The sequence below is a fragment of the Pseudomonas sp. SWRI111 genome (assembly GCF_014268555.1).
Taxonomy (GTDB): domain Bacteria; phylum Pseudomonadota; class Gammaproteobacteria; order Pseudomonadales; family Pseudomonadaceae; genus Aquipseudomonas; species Aquipseudomonas hamedanensis.
The window spans coordinates 28,063-44,509 of the sequence record NZ_JABWQQ010000032.1; the positions used below are offsets into that span (position 1 = coordinate 28,063).

Sequence of the window (16,447 nt, forward strand, 5' to 3'; positions counted from 1 at the left end):
CGGCAGGTCTCAGTGGCACGGGAACGCGGCGCTGTGGCGGGTATCGTGGGCGGCGTTGTGCACCGCTTCGATGTGCGAGAACCCGGCGAAATAGACGAGGCCGGCGCCGAGGATCGACGCCAGGAGCGCGGCGATCAGGCGTTGCGACAGGGTGCTGGTGCTGGAGATGGTGTCCGTGGTGTTGCCGGTGCTGCTGATAATCGACATGGCGCTTCCCTCTGAAGTGTCAGCGGGTGAACAGAACGCATGCAGACTCCCCGCGAGTCAGGCCCGCAGAGGTTCGAACAGCGCCCGCCCACCGCGGGTTTGTCTGGTGCAGTGACGCCGAGGCGCACTGTGTGTTGCGGGCCGGTCTCCGGGCTCACGAGGGGGTGGCATTGAAGCCGACCTGCAAGCATCACCTTCCCATGCCGGGGCACAGTGGATCTGACGCTTCGCTCGCTTACCGTTGCGGGGGCAGCACCGGACTGACATGGCTTGAAAGTAAAGCACATGATTCACCGGTTTCCCGTTTCACCCTGTGAAGGGCACCCGTAACAAGTTGTGTAGGAGAGCATGGGCGGGGATCGCCGTCAATCGACGACTAGCGCAGGGCGAGCAGCACGTACACCGCCAAAGCAATCAGAAACGCATAGTAAGACTTCAGTCGCGTCAGGCTCAGCAGCCAGGCCAGCGCCACCGGCACGATCCACGGCATGGCCGCCGCCTGTTGTGTCGCCAGCGGATACAGCGCCCCGGCCAGCAGGCTGACCAGCATCGCCACCGAGGTGTATTTGCCAAGCCGGTCGATGAAGGCACGGGCGCCGCCGGACAGCCGTTCGACATTGACCGCCAGCGGCAACAAGCGGCACACCGCCGACACCAGCGCGCAGATCGCAACGTACAGCCAGAAGGTACTAGGGTCGGTCATAGGCGTAACTCGTCAGGACTGTGACCGCCAACACCAACAGCAGGCTGATTTCGCCTAGCCAGAGCAAACTCGCGGCAGCGGCCAGACCGGCAATCCATTGTCCATGGAAGCTGTGACGGTCGCGCGCCATCTTGCCCAGCGATGCGCTGAGAAAGATCGCAATCACTACGCTGGCATGGTCCATCAAGGCGTCGTCGGCCAGGCGGGCGAAGCAATAACCGACCACGGTGCCGAGCAGCGCGGCGGCGTACAACAACAAGCACACGGTGTTGGCGTACGGGCGGCTGATCGGCTGCTGTTCCTTGCGGATCGACATCAGCGTGAAGGCCGCGTTAGCCATCACCGCCAGCGCCGGTACGAATGTTTTGATCGGGCCGTCGAGGCTCGATTTCAGGCTCAGCGTGAACACCAGAAAACGCAGGTTGATGCTCAGTGCTGACACCAGCACGCCGAAAGCATTGAGCAGATGCGCCGGGGTTTCCAGCAGGGTCAGTTGCAGCGGCGAGGCCATCACCGTGCCGCTGAACACCAGCATGGCCGGCAAGTCCAGGCCATGGCGGCGCCCGAGCATGCCGATCAGGCTGAAGGTCAGCAGCAGCGAAAAGACGAACGGCAGCGCATCACGAATGCCGGTCGCAATCTCGTTGTGCGCCGCCGGTTTTGCCAGTGCGGACTCAGCCGGCATGAGTGCTGCGGCGCGCGTCGGCGAGCAGCTTCTCCACGCCGTTTTTATAGGCCAGGGCTTTCTCCAGGTAGTACTCGGTGGAAAATCGCGGAATGAACTCTTCCACCACCGCCACCCCGCTATAGCCATTGACTGCAAAGCGATTGAGCACATCGCTCAGGCGCAGGTTGCCTTCGCCGATCGGCAGGTGCTGGTGGTGGGTGTCGTTGAGGTCGGCGATGTGCAAATGGCGGGTCACCGGCGCGAGAGCGGCGATGGCGGCGAACAGCTCGTCGCCATACGGCAGTAGTGAGCACAGGTGCGTCACATCGATGGTCACGAAGCAGCCGGTTTGCTGGTGGAAACGCAGGTGTTCTTCGACCGTGAAAACCGGGAATTTCGGCCGCTGACCACCCATGTTTTCCAGGCACAGGGCGATGCCAGTCGTATTGCAACGCACCTTGACTTGATTGATGGCGGCGATCAGGTTGTCGAGCAGCTCGCGGTTGTCCAGTTGATCCTTGTAGCCGGGGTGGAAGGTGACGCTGGTGGCGCCGGCCTGACGGGAAAAGTCCACGGCGGCGCTCAGGCAGTCCACGGCCTGCGCACGTTCGGCCAGATCCGCGGAACACAGGTTGTACTTGCGACCCCACCAGCCGGCATGCACCGTCAGCGTGATGCCGTTCTGCTCGGTGAAGCTGCGGATTTGTCGGGCGAGGTTCGCACGTTGTTCGGTGCTGAGCGACCAGAACACCTTTTCGGCGTCTTCGCCGATTTCGAATTCCACGGCCTTGAAGTAGCGGGCCAGATCGGTGATCGAACCGAAAATGTCCGCCGGATTGTCGTAGACGTTGGTGGAAAAAGAGATCAGCGGGAAATCAGCGCTGATCGGCCCATCGATGCGGTACAGCGTCTCTTGTGTGGTCATTGCGCCTGTCCTTGCGTAGTGAAAGGTGGGTGGGAAATCGCGGCGTTGAACAGCACCGGGTCGTCCGCCTCGCGACAGGCCAGCAACACGTAGCCGTGACGGTCGGCGGAGCGGCGGATCGGGTGGCCGAACTTGTCGTGGTTGAGGCTCGCGCGCAGGGCGAAGGGTTGCTCCAGCAGACGTGCCTGTAGCGGTTGCGGGTCAGTGGCGGGGTCCGCTTCGATGTAGCGGATCGCCATTTTCACGTAGTGCTTTTCCGGCGCCGGCAGCGCGATGCCGGTCATGGCGGCGAGGGTGCTGGCGGCCAGGTGCACGCCGGTGGTTTTCCAGACCATTTCCCAGATCTGGTCGCCGCCGAAGCGGGTCTGGGTTTCGATGAACTGCAGGCGTGAACCGTCGAGCTTGACCTCGGTATGCGCCGGTCCCCAGCGGTTGCCCATGCGTTCGAGCAGCCACAGCACGGCTTCTTCGATTTGTACACGCGTGGCGTTGTCGAGCCCGGCCGGAAAGTCATGCCCGGTTTCGACGTAACCCGGCGCGCCGCTGGTGTGCTTGCGCGTGATACCAAGGATTTGATGGCGGCCGTCCAGGCTCAGCGACTCGACGCTGTATTCATCGCCACCAGCGAAAGCCTCGATCAGATTGTCGCCTTGAAGCTGTAGATGCTCGGCGTCCTCCGGTTGGTTGATGGCATAAACGCCCTGGCTGCCCGAGCCGTTGACGGGTTTGACGATGGCCGGACCATGACGCAGAACGAAGGCGCGAACCTCCTCGACACGGGTCACCGCTGCGGCCGGCAGCTCGTAGCGGCTGCCCTGAAGCAACTGGCGAAAGCGCAGCTTGTCGCGGCTGACTTCGACGCTGCGCAAGCTGTTGTGAGTGATGCCCAGCCGTTCGCCGAGCTGTGAGGCGGGCAACAGGCCCAGCTCCGAGAACGACACCACGGCAGCGAATGGCCGCTGCCGGTGCAAGCGCTCGAGGGTTTCGCTATAGGCCGAGAGATCGGCGATGTCCGGCGTCAGCACCAGCGTTGCATGCTCGCGCTGGTACTCAGAGACCTCGCCGGGTGGTTGAACGAGGGTAAAACGCAGTTGCCGCGCAGTGTCCCAATCCAGCCCCGAATCGCGCCCGCCGATGAGCAAGACGTGCTTGCCACTCGCGGCCGCCGAAGTTTCGCCGTAGACATCGAGGTCAGCGACGGCCAGCAAGGATTCACGCAGGCTCGCGGTGTCGGGCTGCTTGAACTCGATGTACAGATAGTTCTGAAAACCGTGGCTGACCGGGCCGATGCTGTCGCCCGGATCGACGTAGGCGTACCAGCGCTGGAAGCCCGGCAGGCGGGTGATGCGGTCGGCGTTGTGCAGGCCGTCATAGAAGCGGTCTGCACGGGCGAAGGGGGTGGCGATGCCGAACGGCGCGGGCGTCTGGCGGGGCTGGGGCAGCGTTTGCGCGCTGAGTGCCCGGTGATAACAGACGTCCAGCGACAACCCCCACGCCTGGCGAATGACATGAATCCGGCTGCCGCCCGGGCGCGCGCCGACCTCAAGAACTCGCGGCCCGTTGGCGGTGAGAATGAATTCGACGTGGGCAAACGTACCCGCCAGTTCCAGCGCTTTCACCGCGTCATGGGACAGGCGCTGGCAGCGCGCTTGCAACGCGGTATCGGCGGCCAGCGTCGACGGGGTGTAGCGGGCGAAGTGGTGAAAGTCAGCGCGACCGATATCGACACCGGCGATCACGTCGACAATCGGAAAACTGTGGATCGTGCCGTCCGCCGCGATAGCGCAATCAATGGAGTGGTTGGAGCCCTGAAGGAACTCCTCCAGCAGCAACTGATCGGTTTCACGCTGTTTGCCCGCCACGTAACGCTGCAGCGCGGGCCATTCATGGCGGGCGTAGTCGAGCAGTTCCTGTGGATTGTGGAGGCAGCGCACAAACAGGCTGCTGTAGAGGTTCGCCGGTTTCAGAATGAACGGGTAGGGCAGTTCCGTCGGGCGCGCGAGCAGCTCGTCGATGCGGACCTCGCGCGACAGCACGTGCAGATCGGGATTGCCCGACTGCTGGAAGCGTTGGCGTTGCAGCACCTTGTCCAAGGTGTTTTCCACGTTCCGGTGCAAATGCGCCAGGGCCGGCAGCGCCGCGCACAGTCGGGCGGTGATGGCGACATAGCCTTCGCGAAAATTCAGCACGCTGGTGAACCGGTGCTCGTCGAGCAGGCGCTGCGTCAGGGCAATCAGTTCCGCGCTCAGCCCTTTGGAAAAATCGTACAGGGCCACGGGCGAAATCCGGCTCGCGTCGGCGATCTTGCTGGTTTTGCGGCTGTCGGCGATCAACAGCGGCGTGATGCCTTCGGCGAGCAGGCCTTCGTATTCGCCGTCGCGGATGTTGCCGATAATCAGGCAGGCTGGCGCGCTCATTGGCAAGTCTCCTGGTCGAAGCTGTAGTGGATCCGGTTCAGGCGTTGACAGATATGGCCGAGGCGGATGCGGTCCACGCCGTTCGCGCCACCGCTGAGGACGTTGCGGATGATGTGCGCCAAGGCATCCAGGTCCTCGCCGGTGATACCGAGCCGGGTGATTTCCTGCAGGCCGAAGCGCAGGCAGTCACGGCCGTTGACCTGTTTGTTGTTGACCCGAATGCCCAGTTCGTTGAGCTGTTGCGCCGCTTGCCGGGCCTGTTCACCTTCGAGCAACAGCAGGTGCGTGTCGGTGGGGTGCAGCGTCCATCCTGGAATGCCGACCAGCGCGTCGTGCAACTGGCGGGTGTTGGCGCACATGCGTTGGGCGTAGGCCTGGCCGTACTGGCGGGTTTCCATGAGGGTGACGAACAATTGCAGCAGGCCGGGCAGGTTGGGCGAGGACACCAGCCCGCCGCTGAGGGTCTGCTCGATCCGCCGGGCGAGGTCGGCACGCCGCGACACGATCAGCGCCCGGTGCGGACCGGCGAGGGATTTGTGCGTGTTGCCCTGAAGAATGTCGGCCCCGTCGTCCAGCGGATTGGGGAAGGCCTGACCGGCGATCAGCCCCAGAGTGTGCGAGGCGTCGTAGATAATCAGCGTGCGTTGCAGGCCGCAGCGATCGAGCAAGGCGCGCAACGGCTGAAGGGCGATCGCCCGGGTGGTCAGGCCGTGGTCGAGCAGCACAGCAACAGGGGGCGCCGCGAGGGTTTGAAGCTGTTGCCGGAAATCCTCGAGATCGATTTGCCCGCCAGCGGTCAGTCTGCAAAACACGCTGTGCCTGCCGATTTTCTGCACCAATGGCCCGGTTGCAAAATGTCCGCCGCTGGCGGGTGCCAGCGACACAATGGCGTCGCCCGGTTCGCTCAGGGCGGCCAGCACGCTCAGTGTGCAGTGCACGCCGGACAACACGCGATACTCGACGAAAGGGGCGTTGAACATCGCCTGCACGGCCTGGGTCGCCAATGCCTTCAATGTTTCGACTTCGGGAAAATGCTCGATCTGCATGCCGTTGAATTCAGCGGCATAGCGTTGGCCTTCGATGGCTTGAGCGTTGAACAAGTAACGCTCGTAATGCCGGTTCTGGCCGAGTGTGCGCGCAGTGTCGGACAAAATATTTTCATTGGCCGTCAGCGACAAGGTACAAGTTCGTCGCGCTCCGGCCTGTTGGAACTGTTCAATAATAAAATCATGTGCGCCGGGTGTGCCGACTGAAAGTGCATGGCTTGAATGATTCATTAATAGTCCGCCAGGTCGAAGTCGATAATCAACATGTCGCGGCTGCCGCGATCCGAATGCATGCCTGATATTTGCAGCGGTGAAACTTCGTGCAGAAGTATTCGGTCATTCAAAACAACGGTTTCCATGTAATCCGTCAAAGTTGCACTGAATATACAGTCGCCTTCTTCCGCAAATATCCGGCTTTCGCCCCCCGTGACTTGCTGGCGTTCAATCAGGTGTTGAAAGACAAAATCGTGCCCGTCGCGATGCCGGCCTTCGGGGGTGGCGTGGCCGGCATTGCGTTCATCGCAGAGGATGCGGAATTGATGGCAGGTCACCAGCCAGTCACGCGGGCCGACGGTCATTTCCATCAGTGCCAGGTCGGCGGCGAGCAATGTTTGCAGAACCGCGGAGTCGATGAATGCCGCTTCGCTGCGCGTGTAAGTGCGCTGCACCCCGCCCAGCAGCGGGTTGTGTGCCTGGGCCTGAAAAAAATGGCAGTCGGGCAGCGGCGTCCATTGGTGTGCCCGATGACGATATTCGAACTTGCAGATGCGCCGCTCGCGGACACCGTTTTGCGCGTGCAAATACCCGTCGCGAGGCAAACGCTCCCAGGTCGCATTGAACGCCCGGCAATCTTCGCGCCCCAGCCTCGCAACCTGCGCCGCCGGATACTGATCACTGTGCACGTAATGGCGATGACGCAGTTGTTCGGCAAGTTCCTTTAATACAGCATCGCCTGAATGCCGTAATGCATGGCCGGCACTCATGCTGTTGCTACACAAGTTTGAGGGACAGGAATAAACAGACTGGAACACTGATAATAATCAGACATGCAAGAATTCCTTTCTTGTGGTGGCGCAGTCCATGTGAGGCCCATGGTTCATATCCTGTATCAATTTATCAATTGTGTTTTTGTAAAGAAATGTAATTAAGGTGTTCAGACGCTCTATTTCAAGTGTGTCCGCCGAGTTGCACTTAGTTGGTGGCCGATTGATATGTCAGAGATAGCTTACAGATTTTGTGTTAGTCGAGATCTGTTCTCGATTCATATATGAAAGATTAATGTCCCTATAGCGATAATATTGCAAAGATTGACCCGCCTGCCGCGCATGCGTAGCCTTGCGCTTTCGAGGTTCTTCGGCGCGTGCCGAAGCTAAGAAGGGAACGCGGTCAAAGCCGCGGCTGCCCCCGCAACTGTGAACGGTGCTGTTCGCTGCCACGCCACTGCCGGCCCCTTGCAAGGAGCCAGCGGGAAGGCGCAGCGAATACCAGGCCCAAGGCCTGAACACCGTCAGCCAGGAGACCTGCCTCGTCACAGATTTCTGACTTTCAACCGGGCGGGGTGATCCGGTGGCGAATTCTCCAGGCGCGCGCGTGCGTTGCCGGTTCTCGTCCCGTATGCCCGCCGCTTGCCAAAGGGCATATCGATGAAAACACTGGCCAAACTCCCCGTCACCATCGTCACCGGCTTCCTCGGTTCGGGCAAAACCACCTTGCTGCGGCACATGCTCGACAACGCTCAGGGCCGTCGTATCGCGGTGATCGTCAATGAGTTCGGCGAGTTGGGCATTGACGGTGAAATCCTCAAGCAATGCACCATCGGCTGCACTGAAGAAGAAGCCAGCGGCCGCGTCTACGAATTGGCCAACGGCTGCTTGTGCTGCACCGTTCAGGAAGAATTCTTCCCGGTGATGCGCGAACTGGTGGCGCGTCGTGGCGACCTCGATCACATCCTCATCGAAACCTCAGGCCTGGCCCTGCCAAAACCCTTGGTGCAAGCGTTCCAGTGGCCGGAAATCCGCAGTGCCTGCACCGTTGACGCGGTGATTACCGTGGTCGACAGCCCGGCCGTGGCCGCCGGCACCTTCGCCGCGTTCCCGGATCAGGTCGACGCCCAGCGCAAACTTGACCCGAACCTGGACCACGAATCGCCGCTGCACGAATTGTTCGCCGATCAACTGGCCAGCGCCGACCTCGTCATCCTCAACAAAGCCGACCAGACCAGCCCTGAAGACCTTGCGCGTGTACGCCTGGAAGTCGCCGAAGAACTGCCGCCTGCGGTAAAAATCGTCGAAGCGAGCAACGGACGCCTGCCACTGGACGTGCTGATCGGCCTCGGCGCCGGTTCCGAAGAACACATCGACAGCCGCCACAGCCATCACGATCACCACCACGACGGCGATGACGATCACGACGACCACGATCACGACGCCTTCGACTCGATCTCCATCGAACTGCCGCAAGCTGACGAAAGCTTGCTGCTCGACGCGCTGACCCAATTGGTGGTGCAGCACGGCATCCTGCGCGTGAAGGGCTTTGCGGCGATCCCGAACAAGCCGATGCGCCTGTTGATTCAAGGCGTCGGGACGCGTTTCGACAAGCACTTCGATCGCCAGTGGGGCGCCGGGGAAGCCCGGGTGACGCGTCTGGTGTTGATCGGTCAGCAACTCGACGCCGTGCAACTTGAAGCGCAATTGCGCGCCGCACTCAGCGTTTAATCCATGCACCTGCTCAGGACCCAGCCCGGCGGTTTCGTTTCGGAAGACAACATCGCCGACCTTGGACAAACCCCCGCCGACCTGGTGATCCTGTGCAGCGGCGATTCGAGCCTGGCACTGCTCGCCGAAGCGGCCCGGCAACTGCCCGATGACTACCCGAGCCTGCGCCTGGCCAACCCGATGCAGGTGCAGAACCATGCGTCGGTCGACCTGTACGTCGACGAGGTGCTGCGCCACGCCAAGGTGATTGTGATTTCGCTGCACGGTGGCATCGCCTATTGGCGCTATGGTGTCGAGCGTCTGGTTGAACTGTCCGAGCGGGGCGTGCAGGTGATTCTGGTGCCGGGCGACGACCGGCCCGACCCTGAGCTCAGCGACCTGAGTACCGTCGACGCAGTGGATCGTGATCGCCTCTGGCAGTTCTTGCGTCAGGGCGGCATGGGCAATGCGCTGGATTTCTTCCGTTGTCTGGCCAGCCGTTGGCTCGCCCGCGATTACCCTTGGGCCGAACCGCAAGCGTTGCCGCGCACGGCGATTTACCACCCCGACAAAACGTCCGCCGCGCTGAGCGACTGGCAAGCCGAATGGCTGCCTGAAAAACCGGTCGCGGCGGTGCTGTTCTACCGCTCGCACCTGCAAGCGGCCAACACGGCGTTTATCGATGTTTTCTGCCAGCGCTTGCAGGCCGCAGGACTCAATCCGCTGCCGATCGCCGTCGCCAGTCTGAAAGAGCCGGGCTGCCTGGCAGTGGTCGAAGACTGGCTGGACGACGTCGAGGCGCGGCTGATCCTCAACACTACCGGTTTCGCCCAGTCCAGCCCGGAGGCGCCGCACCTGCGGCCGTTTCGCCGCAACATCCCGGTGATTCAGGCGATTTGCGCGCAGGACAACGAGCCGGGCTGGCGCGACAGCGAGCAGGGCCTGGGACCGCGCGATCTGGCCATGCACATTGCCTTGCCGGAACTGGACGGGCGCATCATCAGCCGGCCGATCAGCTTCAAGGACCTGGCCTGGCGCAGCGAGCGCAGCCAGTCGGATGTGGTCTGCTATCGCGCGCAGCCGGAGCGCATGGATTTTGTCGCCGAATTGGCGCGGCGCTGGATCGATCTGGCACAAGTGCCGAACGGTGAAAAACGCGTCGCGTTGATTCTTGCCAACTACCCGACTCGCGACGGCCGCATCGGCAACGGCGTCGGCCTCGATACGCCGGCGGCGGCGCTGAATATCCTGCGTGCGTTGCGGGACGAGGGCTACCCGATCACCGCTGAATTGCCCGATAGCGGCACCGCGTTGATTCAGCAGTTGCTCGGTGGTGTCAGCAACGACCTCGACAGCCTCGACCTGCGTCCGTGCCAGCAAAGCCTGGCGATGGACGCGTACCTGACGATGTTCAACGCACTGCCGCCGGCCAATCGCGCTGCGGTGGTCGAGCGCTGGGGCGCGCCGCAAGACGATCCGATGTGTCGTGACGGACGCATGATGATTGCCGGTTTGCGCTTGGGCCTGACCTTTGTCGGCATTCAACCGGCGCGCGGTTATCAGGTCGATCCGAGCGCCGTGTATCACGACCCGGATCTGGTGCCGCCCCATGGTTATCTGGCGTTCTATTTCTGGTTACGCAGCGCCTATAACGCGCACGCGCTGATCCATGTCGGCAAGCATGGCAACCTCGAATGGCTGCCGGGCAAAGGCGTTGGCCTCTCGGAACAGTGCTGGCCGGATGCGCTGCTCGGACCTTTGCCCAACATCTATCCGTTTATCGTCAATGACCCGGGCGAGGGCGCCCAGGCCAAGCGGCGTACGCAGGCGGTGATCATCGACCACCTGATGCCGCCGCTGACCCGCGCCGAGACCTATGGGCCGTTGCGCAATCTGGAATTGCTCGCCGACGAATATTACGAAGCACAGTTGCTTGACCCGCGCCGCGCCCGAGAGCTGCAACGCGACATTCTGCAACTGGTGCGTGACACGCAAATCGACCGTGAGCTGCAACTGGATGCAGCACTGGACAGCGACGCTGACGCGGCGATCTGGTTGCCCCGTCTGGACACCTATTTGTGCGACTTGAAGGAGTCGCAGATTCGCGATGGTCTGCACATTTTCGGCGAATCGCCGAGCGGACGGTTGCGCATCGACACCTTGCTCGCGCTGCTGCGTATTCCACGAGGCGACGGCAAGGGCGCGCAGTCGAGTTTGTTGCGGGCGCTGGCGAAGGCGTTTGCACTGGGTTTTGATCCGCTCGACTGCGCATTGGCCGATCCGTGGACCGGCCCGCGCCCCATTGAGTTGCAAACCCTCAGCGATGAAATCTGGCGTAGCGCCGGCGACACTCGCGAACGGCTTGAATTGTTGGCCACCCAGCTTATCGCCCAGGCACTGCACGACCCGTGTGGGAGCGGGCTTGCTCGCGAAAGCGGTGTATCAGTTGACTCAATATTGGCTGACACTCCGCTATCGCGAGCAGGTTCACTCCTACAGGGACCGGGTTGGGCTGAGGTTAATGCAATCCTCGACCACCTGCGTGACATCGTCGCCCCACGCCTGGACGCTTGCGGCCCCGCCGAAATGCGCGGTCTGCTTGACGCCCTGAGCGGTCGTTTCGTCCCGGCCGGCCCCAGTGGCGCCCCTAGTCGCGGTCGTCTCGACGTGCTGCCCACCGGACGCAATTTTTATTCGGTCGACGTGCGCAACCTGCCGACCACCACCGCGTGGCGCATCGGTTTTCAGTCCGCCACGCTGATTCTTGAGCGGCACTTGCAGGACCACGGCGACCACTTGCGCCAGCTCGGGCTGTCAGTCTGGGGCACCGCCACCATGCGTACCGGCGGCGATGACATCGCCCAGGCCATGGCGTTGATGGGTGTTCGCCCGGTCTGGGCCACGGGCAGTCAGCGCGTGGATGATTTCGAGATTCTGCCGCTGAGCCTGCTCGATCGCCCACGGGTCGATGTCACGCTGCGCGTCTCCGGGTTTTTCCGCGATGCGTTTGCCAATTTGATCCGCCTGTTCGACGCCGCTGTGCAAGCGGTTGCCGCACTCGATGAGCCCGACGACTTGAACCCGCTGGCCGCCAGGGTGCGCGCTGAACGTGAAGCCTTATTGCAATCGGGCGTCGACGAGGACACCGCACGGCGTCAGGCCGGCTGGCGAATTTTCGGCGCCAAACCCGGTGCCTACGGCGCGGGCGTGCAGGGCGCCATCGACGGCCGTTTGTGGCAGACCCGCGAGGACCTTGCCGAGGTCTATCTGAACTGGGGCGCTTACGCCTACGGCGGCTCCGACGAAGGCACCGCCGCCCGCGAGCAGTTCAGCCAGCGCCTGAGCCAGGTACAAGCGGTGCTGCACAATCAGGACAATCGCGAGCACGACTTGCTCGATTCCAACGACTATTACCAGTTTCAGGGTGGCATGCTCGCGGCGGTGGAAACCCTGCGCGGTGAGGCGGCGAGCAGTTATCACGGCGATCACAGCCAGCCGGATCTGCCAAAAATCCGCACCTTGAAGGAGGAGCTGAACCGGGTGATTCGCTCACGGGCGGCGAACCCGAAATGGATCGACGGGGTCAAGCGCCACGGCTATAAAGGCGCGTTCGAACTGGCCGCGACTGTCGACAACCTGTTTGCATTTGATGCGACCACGCAGTTGATCGACGATCATCAGTACGCGTTGCTGGCGGATGCGTATTTGCTTGACCCGGCCACCCGGGATTTTGTTCGTGAACACAATCCGCATGCGCTGCGGGATATGACTGAGCGCATGCTCGAAGCGCAGCAACGCGGGATGTGGCAGGCGCCGGGGGCTTACAAAGAAGCGCTGGAAAACCTCCTGCTGGATATAGAAGAAGACACCTGACCCACTGCGATCCCCTGTAGGAGTGAGCCTGCTCGCGATAGCGTCACATCAGCTTACAACGAGTTAACTGACACACCGCCATCGCGAGCAGGCTCACTCCTACAGTAGACAAGTATTCCACCGACCATGAACGAGTAACCCTTGATGACCGACACCCCGCATTTCCCCCTGTCCGCCGTGGTCGGCGCCGATGACCTCAAACTCGCCCTGTGCCTGACTGCCATCGACCCAAAAATCGGCGGCGTATTGATCGAGGGACCGCGTGGCATGGCCAAGTCGACGCTGGCCCGGGGCCTGGCCGATCTGCTGGCCAGCGGGCAGTTCGTCACCTTGCCGCTGGGCGCAACCGAAGAGCGCCTGGTCGGCACCCTCGACCTCGACGCCGCTTTGAGCGAGGGCCGAGCGCAGTTTTCCCCCGGCGTGCTGGCCAAGGCTGACGGCGGCGTGTTGTACGTTGATGAGGTCAACCTGCTGCCCGATCACTTGGTCGACCTGCTGCTCGACGTCGCCGCCAGCGGCACCAACCTGATCGAGCGTGACGGCATCTCCCATCGGCATTCGGCGAAGTTCATGCTGATCGGCACGATGAACCCGGAAGAGGGCGAACTACGCCCACAACTGCTGGACCGTTTCGGCTTGAACGTTGCGCTCAGTGGCCACACGGCGCCCACCGAGCGCGGGCAGATCATCCGCCGCCGGCTGGATTTCGATCATGATCCGCAAGCGTTCTGCGCGCAGTGGGAAAGCCAGCAACAAGCCTTGCGCACGCGCTGCGAAACCGCCCGCAAGCGGTTGACCGACATACCTCTGGACGATGCGGCATTGGCGCTGATTACCGAGCGCTGTTTCGCCGCTGGCGTCGATGGCTTGCGCGCCGATCTGGTGTGGTTGCGCGCTGCTCGCGCGCACGCAGCATGGCGCGGGGCTGACGTCATAGGCGCGGTCGATATCGACGCCGTCGCCGAGTTCGCCCTGCGCCATCGGCGTCGCGAGCAAGCGGCGTCGAGTCCTCAGCCACCGGCACCGTCACCGGCCGAAACGCCCGCCGCGCCGAGCGAAGGGCAGGGGCTATGGGGCGACATGCCGGCTCCCGCACTGGCCACCGGAGCGCGCCGCGAAGTGCCGAGCTGGCCACCGGCAAAAAAGCCCTAGGCATTCGCCCCCGATCCGACGTGGGGGCGGATGCCAGACCCCGCGCCGGTCGGCTGAGCAACGGCCGCCAGGGTAAACGTCATGCTGCTCTGAGCGGCCGGGTCAACTGGCCGGGCACACTGCTCAACGGGCGACCGCAGACGCGCGACGATCTGCTGCTGCACATGCGGACCCGTTCGGCGCAGGAACTGTGGCTGGTGATTGTCGACGCCTCGGCTTCGACCCGTCGCCATCAGGCCTTGAGCGACGCCAAAGGCTTGCTCGCGCAATTGTTCGACGATGCCTATCGGCAGCGGGCGCGGCTGGCCTTGTTGACGGCCAGTGGTGCGACACCGAAATGGCAAGTGCAAGGCCTGAAAGCCTCCAGTGGCTTGCGCGTCTGGCTCGACGGCCTGGGCGCCGGCGGCGGCACGCCGTTGCTCGCGGCGTTGGGGCAGGCGCAGCAATGGCTGGCGATGCGGCGCAAGCGCTGTCCCGCCGAACTGCAGCGCTGCCTGATCGTGACCGATGGTCGCTTGAAAGCGCTGTCGGGATTGCCTGTACTGGCGTGCCCGGGATTGCTGATCGACATCGAGCGTGGGCCGATTCGCCTGGGCCGGGCGCAGGATCTGGCGACCGCGCTGCAAGCGCAATATCAGCATATCGATGAGCTGGGTTTACGCTGATAACCCCCGCGCCGCTTAAACCCCGTGGGAGCGAGCCTGCTCACTGAAAATTCTCGACTTCCACTGCTTATACAGATTTTGAAATGATTTGCCGCTGGGGAAAATGTGCCTTGAGCTTGTACGCTCCAAGGCCATTTTTCATTCAGGATTTGCATGAACACCCTCTCGGAGCCTCCCAGTCAGCACTCTTCAGCGCGCCTTCGCGCGGTCTTGATCCATTCGCAGCATCCGGTTTTCCGACTCCCGACTATGGTTGATAACGCGGCTCTTGAGCCTTCGCGTTGCGCTTTGCCGTGTCTGGCATTCTGAATTCACTGAAGAGAGATCGAGACGTTTTATGGAATGGTTAGCGGATCCCACGGCCTGGCTGGGCTTGTTGACTCTGATCGTGCTGGAACTGGTGCTGGGTATCGACAACCTGGTGTTCATCGCAATTCTGGCAGACAAACTGCCGCCGCATCAGCGTGACCGCGCGCGCATTATCGGCCTGTCACTGGCGCTGATCATGCGCCTGGGCCTGCTGGCGAGCATTTCCTGGCTGGTCACGCTCACGCAGCCGTTGTTCGAGGTGTTCGACAAGAGCTTCTCCGGCCGCGACCTGATCATGCTGTTCGGTGGTGTGTTTCTGTTGTTCAAGGCCACCATGGAATTGCACGAACGCCTTGAAGGCCATGTCGGCGAGCGTTCGAGCAACACCGCTTATGCGCTGTTCTGGCCGATCGTGGCGCAGATCGTGGTGCTCGACGCCGTGTTCTCGCTCGACGCCGTGATCACCGCGGTGGGCATGGTCGACGAGCTGGCGGTGATGATGATCGCGGTCATCGTCTCCATTGGCCTGATGATCGTTGCCAGCAAGCCGCTGACCCGTTTCGTCAATGCGCACCCGACGGTGATCATGCTGTGCCTGGGCTTTTTGATGATGATCGGTTTTGCCCTGACGGCCGAAGGCCTGGGCTTCCACATCCCGAAAGGCTATCTGTATGCCGCCATCGGTTTTTCGATTCTGATCGAAGTGTTCAACCAGATCGCCCGGGCGCGGCGCAAGCGTTCGATGCAGGGCATGCGTCCGCTGCGTGAGCGCACCGCGCACGCGGTGATGCGTTTGCTCGGTGGTCGCAAGCTGGCGGTGGAGGAGGTCGGCGAGGAAATCTCCGACCTGCTCGACAACGGTGAGGCGCCGGTGGCCGAGCTGTTCGACCGCCGCGAACGGGTGATGATCAGCGGCGTGTTGCAACTGGCCGAGCGGCCAATTCGCAACCTGATGACCGTGCGCGCCGACGTCGATGCGATTGATCTGGCTGCTGATGCCGAGGCGATTCGCACGAAACTGATGCATTCGTCCTACTCGCGGCTGCCGTTGATTCGTGACGGCGCCGTGGACGAGCCGTTGGGTTTTGTGCACAAGAAGGAACTGCTCAAGGAATATCTGGCCGGTAACGAGCCGAGCCTTGAGCACTTGGCGCGCAAGACCATCAACCTGCTCGACAGCTACTCGATTCTCAATGCTCTGGAGCAGATGCGCGCGGCCTCGACCCACATTGCTTTTGTGGTCAACGAGTTCGGTGATTTTGTCGGCGTGCTGACCATGACCGATATCCTCGAATCGATTGCCGGCGAATTACCCGATGCCAGCGAAATCGAAGGTCCGGACGTGGTCGAAGAGCGCGGCGGGTTCCTCGTCAGCGGCGCGCTGCCCTTGGCCCGCGTGCGCCAACGCACCGGCTTCGGCGCCGAGCCGACCGAGGACTATCAAACCATGGCCGGGTTGGTGATGAGTCTGCTGGATCGTTTGCCGATGACCGGCGACAGACTCGAGTACGAAGGCTGGCAACTGACCGTCAAAGCGGTTGAAGAACGGCGGGTGACGCGAGTATTGCTGGAGCGTGACGCTGCTTGAGGACTGAGTGGATTTGTCCATGACCCAGCGCTTCGCGAGCAGGCTCCCACAATGGGTTTTGTGGGTTGCCTTGAGTCCCGCGGACACCTCAGGCCCTGTGGGAGTGGGCTTGCTCAGGAAGGCGTCAGGTCAGGCAGTTCATTGGTGACTGACACTCCGCTTTCGCGAGCAGGCTCGCTCCTACAATGGGTTTTGTGGGTTG

At 62.3% G+C, this 16,447-nt stretch carries 12 protein-coding genes and 2 riboswitches; of the genes, 5 read left to right on the top strand and 7 right to left on the bottom strand.

Annotated features, from left to right (window positions below; all coding sequences use genetic code 11):
* Window positions 1–9: 9 nt before the first annotated feature.
* From HU755_RS25085 to HU755_RS25115, 7 genes are all read right to left on the bottom strand, one after another.
* The gene (locus HU755_RS25085; protein WP_186546432.1) at window positions 10–207 is read right to left on the bottom strand and encodes a CbtB-domain containing protein; all 198 of its coding nucleotides are present in this window, start codon (window positions 205–207) and stop codon (window positions 10–12) included.
* A 121-nt stretch (window positions 208–328) separates the two neighbouring features.
* Window positions 329–550: riboswitch (cobalamin riboswitch) on the bottom strand.
* Window positions 551–583: 33 nt separating this feature from the next.
* Window positions 584–910, bottom strand: coding sequence for a hypothetical protein (locus tag HU755_RS25090; RefSeq protein WP_186637632.1), 327 nt, complete (start codon window positions 908–910; stop codon window positions 584–586).
* Window positions 897–1,595, bottom strand: a complete 699-nt coding sequence (locus HU755_RS25095; RefSeq protein WP_186637635.1) for an AzlC family ABC transporter permease — start codon at window positions 1,593–1,595, stop codon at window positions 897–899. The genes HU755_RS25090 and HU755_RS25095 overlap by 14 nt, the downstream gene beginning before the upstream one ends.
* On the bottom strand, window positions 1,585–2,502 hold the full coding sequence (locus HU755_RS25100; protein ID WP_186637638.1) for a sugar phosphate isomerase/epimerase family protein: 918 nt from the start codon (window positions 2,500–2,502) through the stop codon (window positions 1,585–1,587). Before HU755_RS25100 ends, HU755_RS25095 begins: the two co-directional genes overlap by 11 nt.
* Window positions 2,499–4,919 (bottom strand): ATP-grasp domain-containing protein, encoded by a 2,421-nt coding sequence (locus HU755_RS25105; RefSeq protein ID WP_186637640.1) that lies wholly within the window; start codon window positions 4,917–4,919, stop codon window positions 2,499–2,501. The genes HU755_RS25100 and HU755_RS25105 overlap by 4 nt, the downstream gene beginning before the upstream one ends.
* Complete coding sequence (locus tag HU755_RS25110; RefSeq protein ID WP_186637641.1) at window positions 4,916–6,196, bottom strand: hypothetical protein; 1,281 nt, start codon at window positions 6,194–6,196, stop codon at window positions 4,916–4,918. Before HU755_RS25110 ends, HU755_RS25105 begins: the two co-directional genes overlap by 4 nt.
* Complete coding sequence (locus HU755_RS25115; protein WP_186637642.1) at window positions 6,196–6,996, bottom strand: 2OG-Fe dioxygenase family protein; 801 nt, start codon at window positions 6,994–6,996, stop codon at window positions 6,196–6,198. The genes HU755_RS25110 and HU755_RS25115 overlap by 1 nt, the downstream gene beginning before the upstream one ends.
* A gap of 298 nt (window positions 6,997–7,294) precedes the next feature.
* A riboswitch (cobalamin riboswitch) is annotated at window positions 7,295–7,508 on the top strand.
* A gap of 100 nt (window positions 7,509–7,608) precedes the next feature.
* Here HU755_RS25115 and cobW point away from each other — a divergent pair.
* The 5 genes from cobW (at window position 7,609) to HU755_RS25140 (ending at window position 16,245) form a co-directional block, all read left to right on the top strand.
* Window positions 7,609–8,679 carry a cobalamin biosynthesis protein CobW gene (gene cobW / locus HU755_RS25120; RefSeq protein WP_238350043.1) on the top strand — a complete coding sequence of 357 codons (1,071 nt, stop codon included), beginning with the start codon at window positions 7,609–7,611 and terminating at the stop codon, window positions 8,677–8,679.
* A 3-nt stretch (window positions 8,680–8,682) separates the two neighbouring features.
* Window positions 8,683–12,531, top strand: coding sequence for a cobaltochelatase subunit CobN (gene cobN, locus HU755_RS25125; protein ID WP_186637644.1), 3,849 nt, complete (start codon window positions 8,683–8,685; stop codon window positions 12,529–12,531).
* Window positions 12,532–12,675: 144 nt separating this feature from the next.
* The gene (locus HU755_RS25130; RefSeq protein WP_186637645.1) at window positions 12,676–13,683 is read left to right on the top strand and encodes an ATP-binding protein; all 1,008 of its coding nucleotides are present in this window, start codon (window positions 12,676–12,678) and stop codon (window positions 13,681–13,683) included.
* Window positions 13,602–14,348: a VWA domain-containing protein gene (locus HU755_RS25135; protein WP_186637647.1), complete on the top strand. Its 747-nt coding sequence runs from the start codon at window positions 13,602–13,604 to the stop codon at window positions 14,346–14,348. The genes HU755_RS25130 and HU755_RS25135 overlap by 82 nt, the downstream gene beginning before the upstream one ends.
* Window positions 14,349–14,685: 337 nt before the next feature.
* The gene (locus HU755_RS25140) at window positions 14,686–16,245 is read left to right on the top strand and encodes a TerC family protein (RefSeq protein ID WP_186637649.1); all 1,560 of its coding nucleotides are present in this window, start codon (window positions 14,686–14,688) and stop codon (window positions 16,243–16,245) included.
* Window positions 16,246–16,447: the final 202 nt, after the last annotated feature.

Bases quoted from the DNA above. Each gene is read 5' to 3' on its own strand.
- HU755_RS25140 (WP_186637649.1), top strand. From the start codon at position 14,686: ATGGAATGGTTAGCGGATCCCACGGCCTGGCTGGGCTTGTTGACTCTG.
- HU755_RS25105 (WP_186637640.1), bottom strand. From the start codon at position 4,919: ATGAGCGCGCCAGCCTGCCTGATTATCGGCAACATCCGCGACGGCGAA.
- HU755_RS25090 (WP_186637632.1), bottom strand. From the start codon at position 910: ATGACCGACCCTAGTACCTTCTGGCTGTACGTTGCGATCTGCGCGCTG.
- HU755_RS25085 (WP_186546432.1), bottom strand. From the start codon at position 207: ATGTCGATTATCAGCAGCACCGGCAACACCACGGACACCATCTCCAGC.
- HU755_RS25100 (WP_186637638.1), bottom strand. From the start codon at position 2,502: ATGACCACACAAGAGACGCTGTACCGCATCGATGGGCCGATCAGCGCT.
- HU755_RS25135 (WP_186637647.1), top strand. From the start codon at position 13,602: ATGGGGCGACATGCCGGCTCCCGCACTGGCCACCGGAGCGCGCCGCGA.
- HU755_RS25095 (WP_186637635.1), bottom strand. From the start codon at position 1,595: ATGCCGGCTGAGTCCGCACTGGCAAAACCGGCGGCGCACAACGAGATT.
- HU755_RS25130 (WP_186637645.1), top strand. From the start codon at position 12,676: ATGACCGACACCCCGCATTTCCCCCTGTCCGCCGTGGTCGGCGCCGAT.
- cobN (WP_186637644.1), top strand. From the start codon at position 8,683: ATGCACCTGCTCAGGACCCAGCCCGGCGGTTTCGTTTCGGAAGACAAC.
- HU755_RS25110 (WP_186637641.1), bottom strand. From the start codon at position 6,196: ATGAATCATTCAAGCCATGCACTTTCAGTCGGCACACCCGGCGCACAT.
- cobW (WP_238350043.1), top strand. From the start codon at position 7,609: ATGAAAACACTGGCCAAACTCCCCGTCACCATCGTCACCGGCTTCCTC.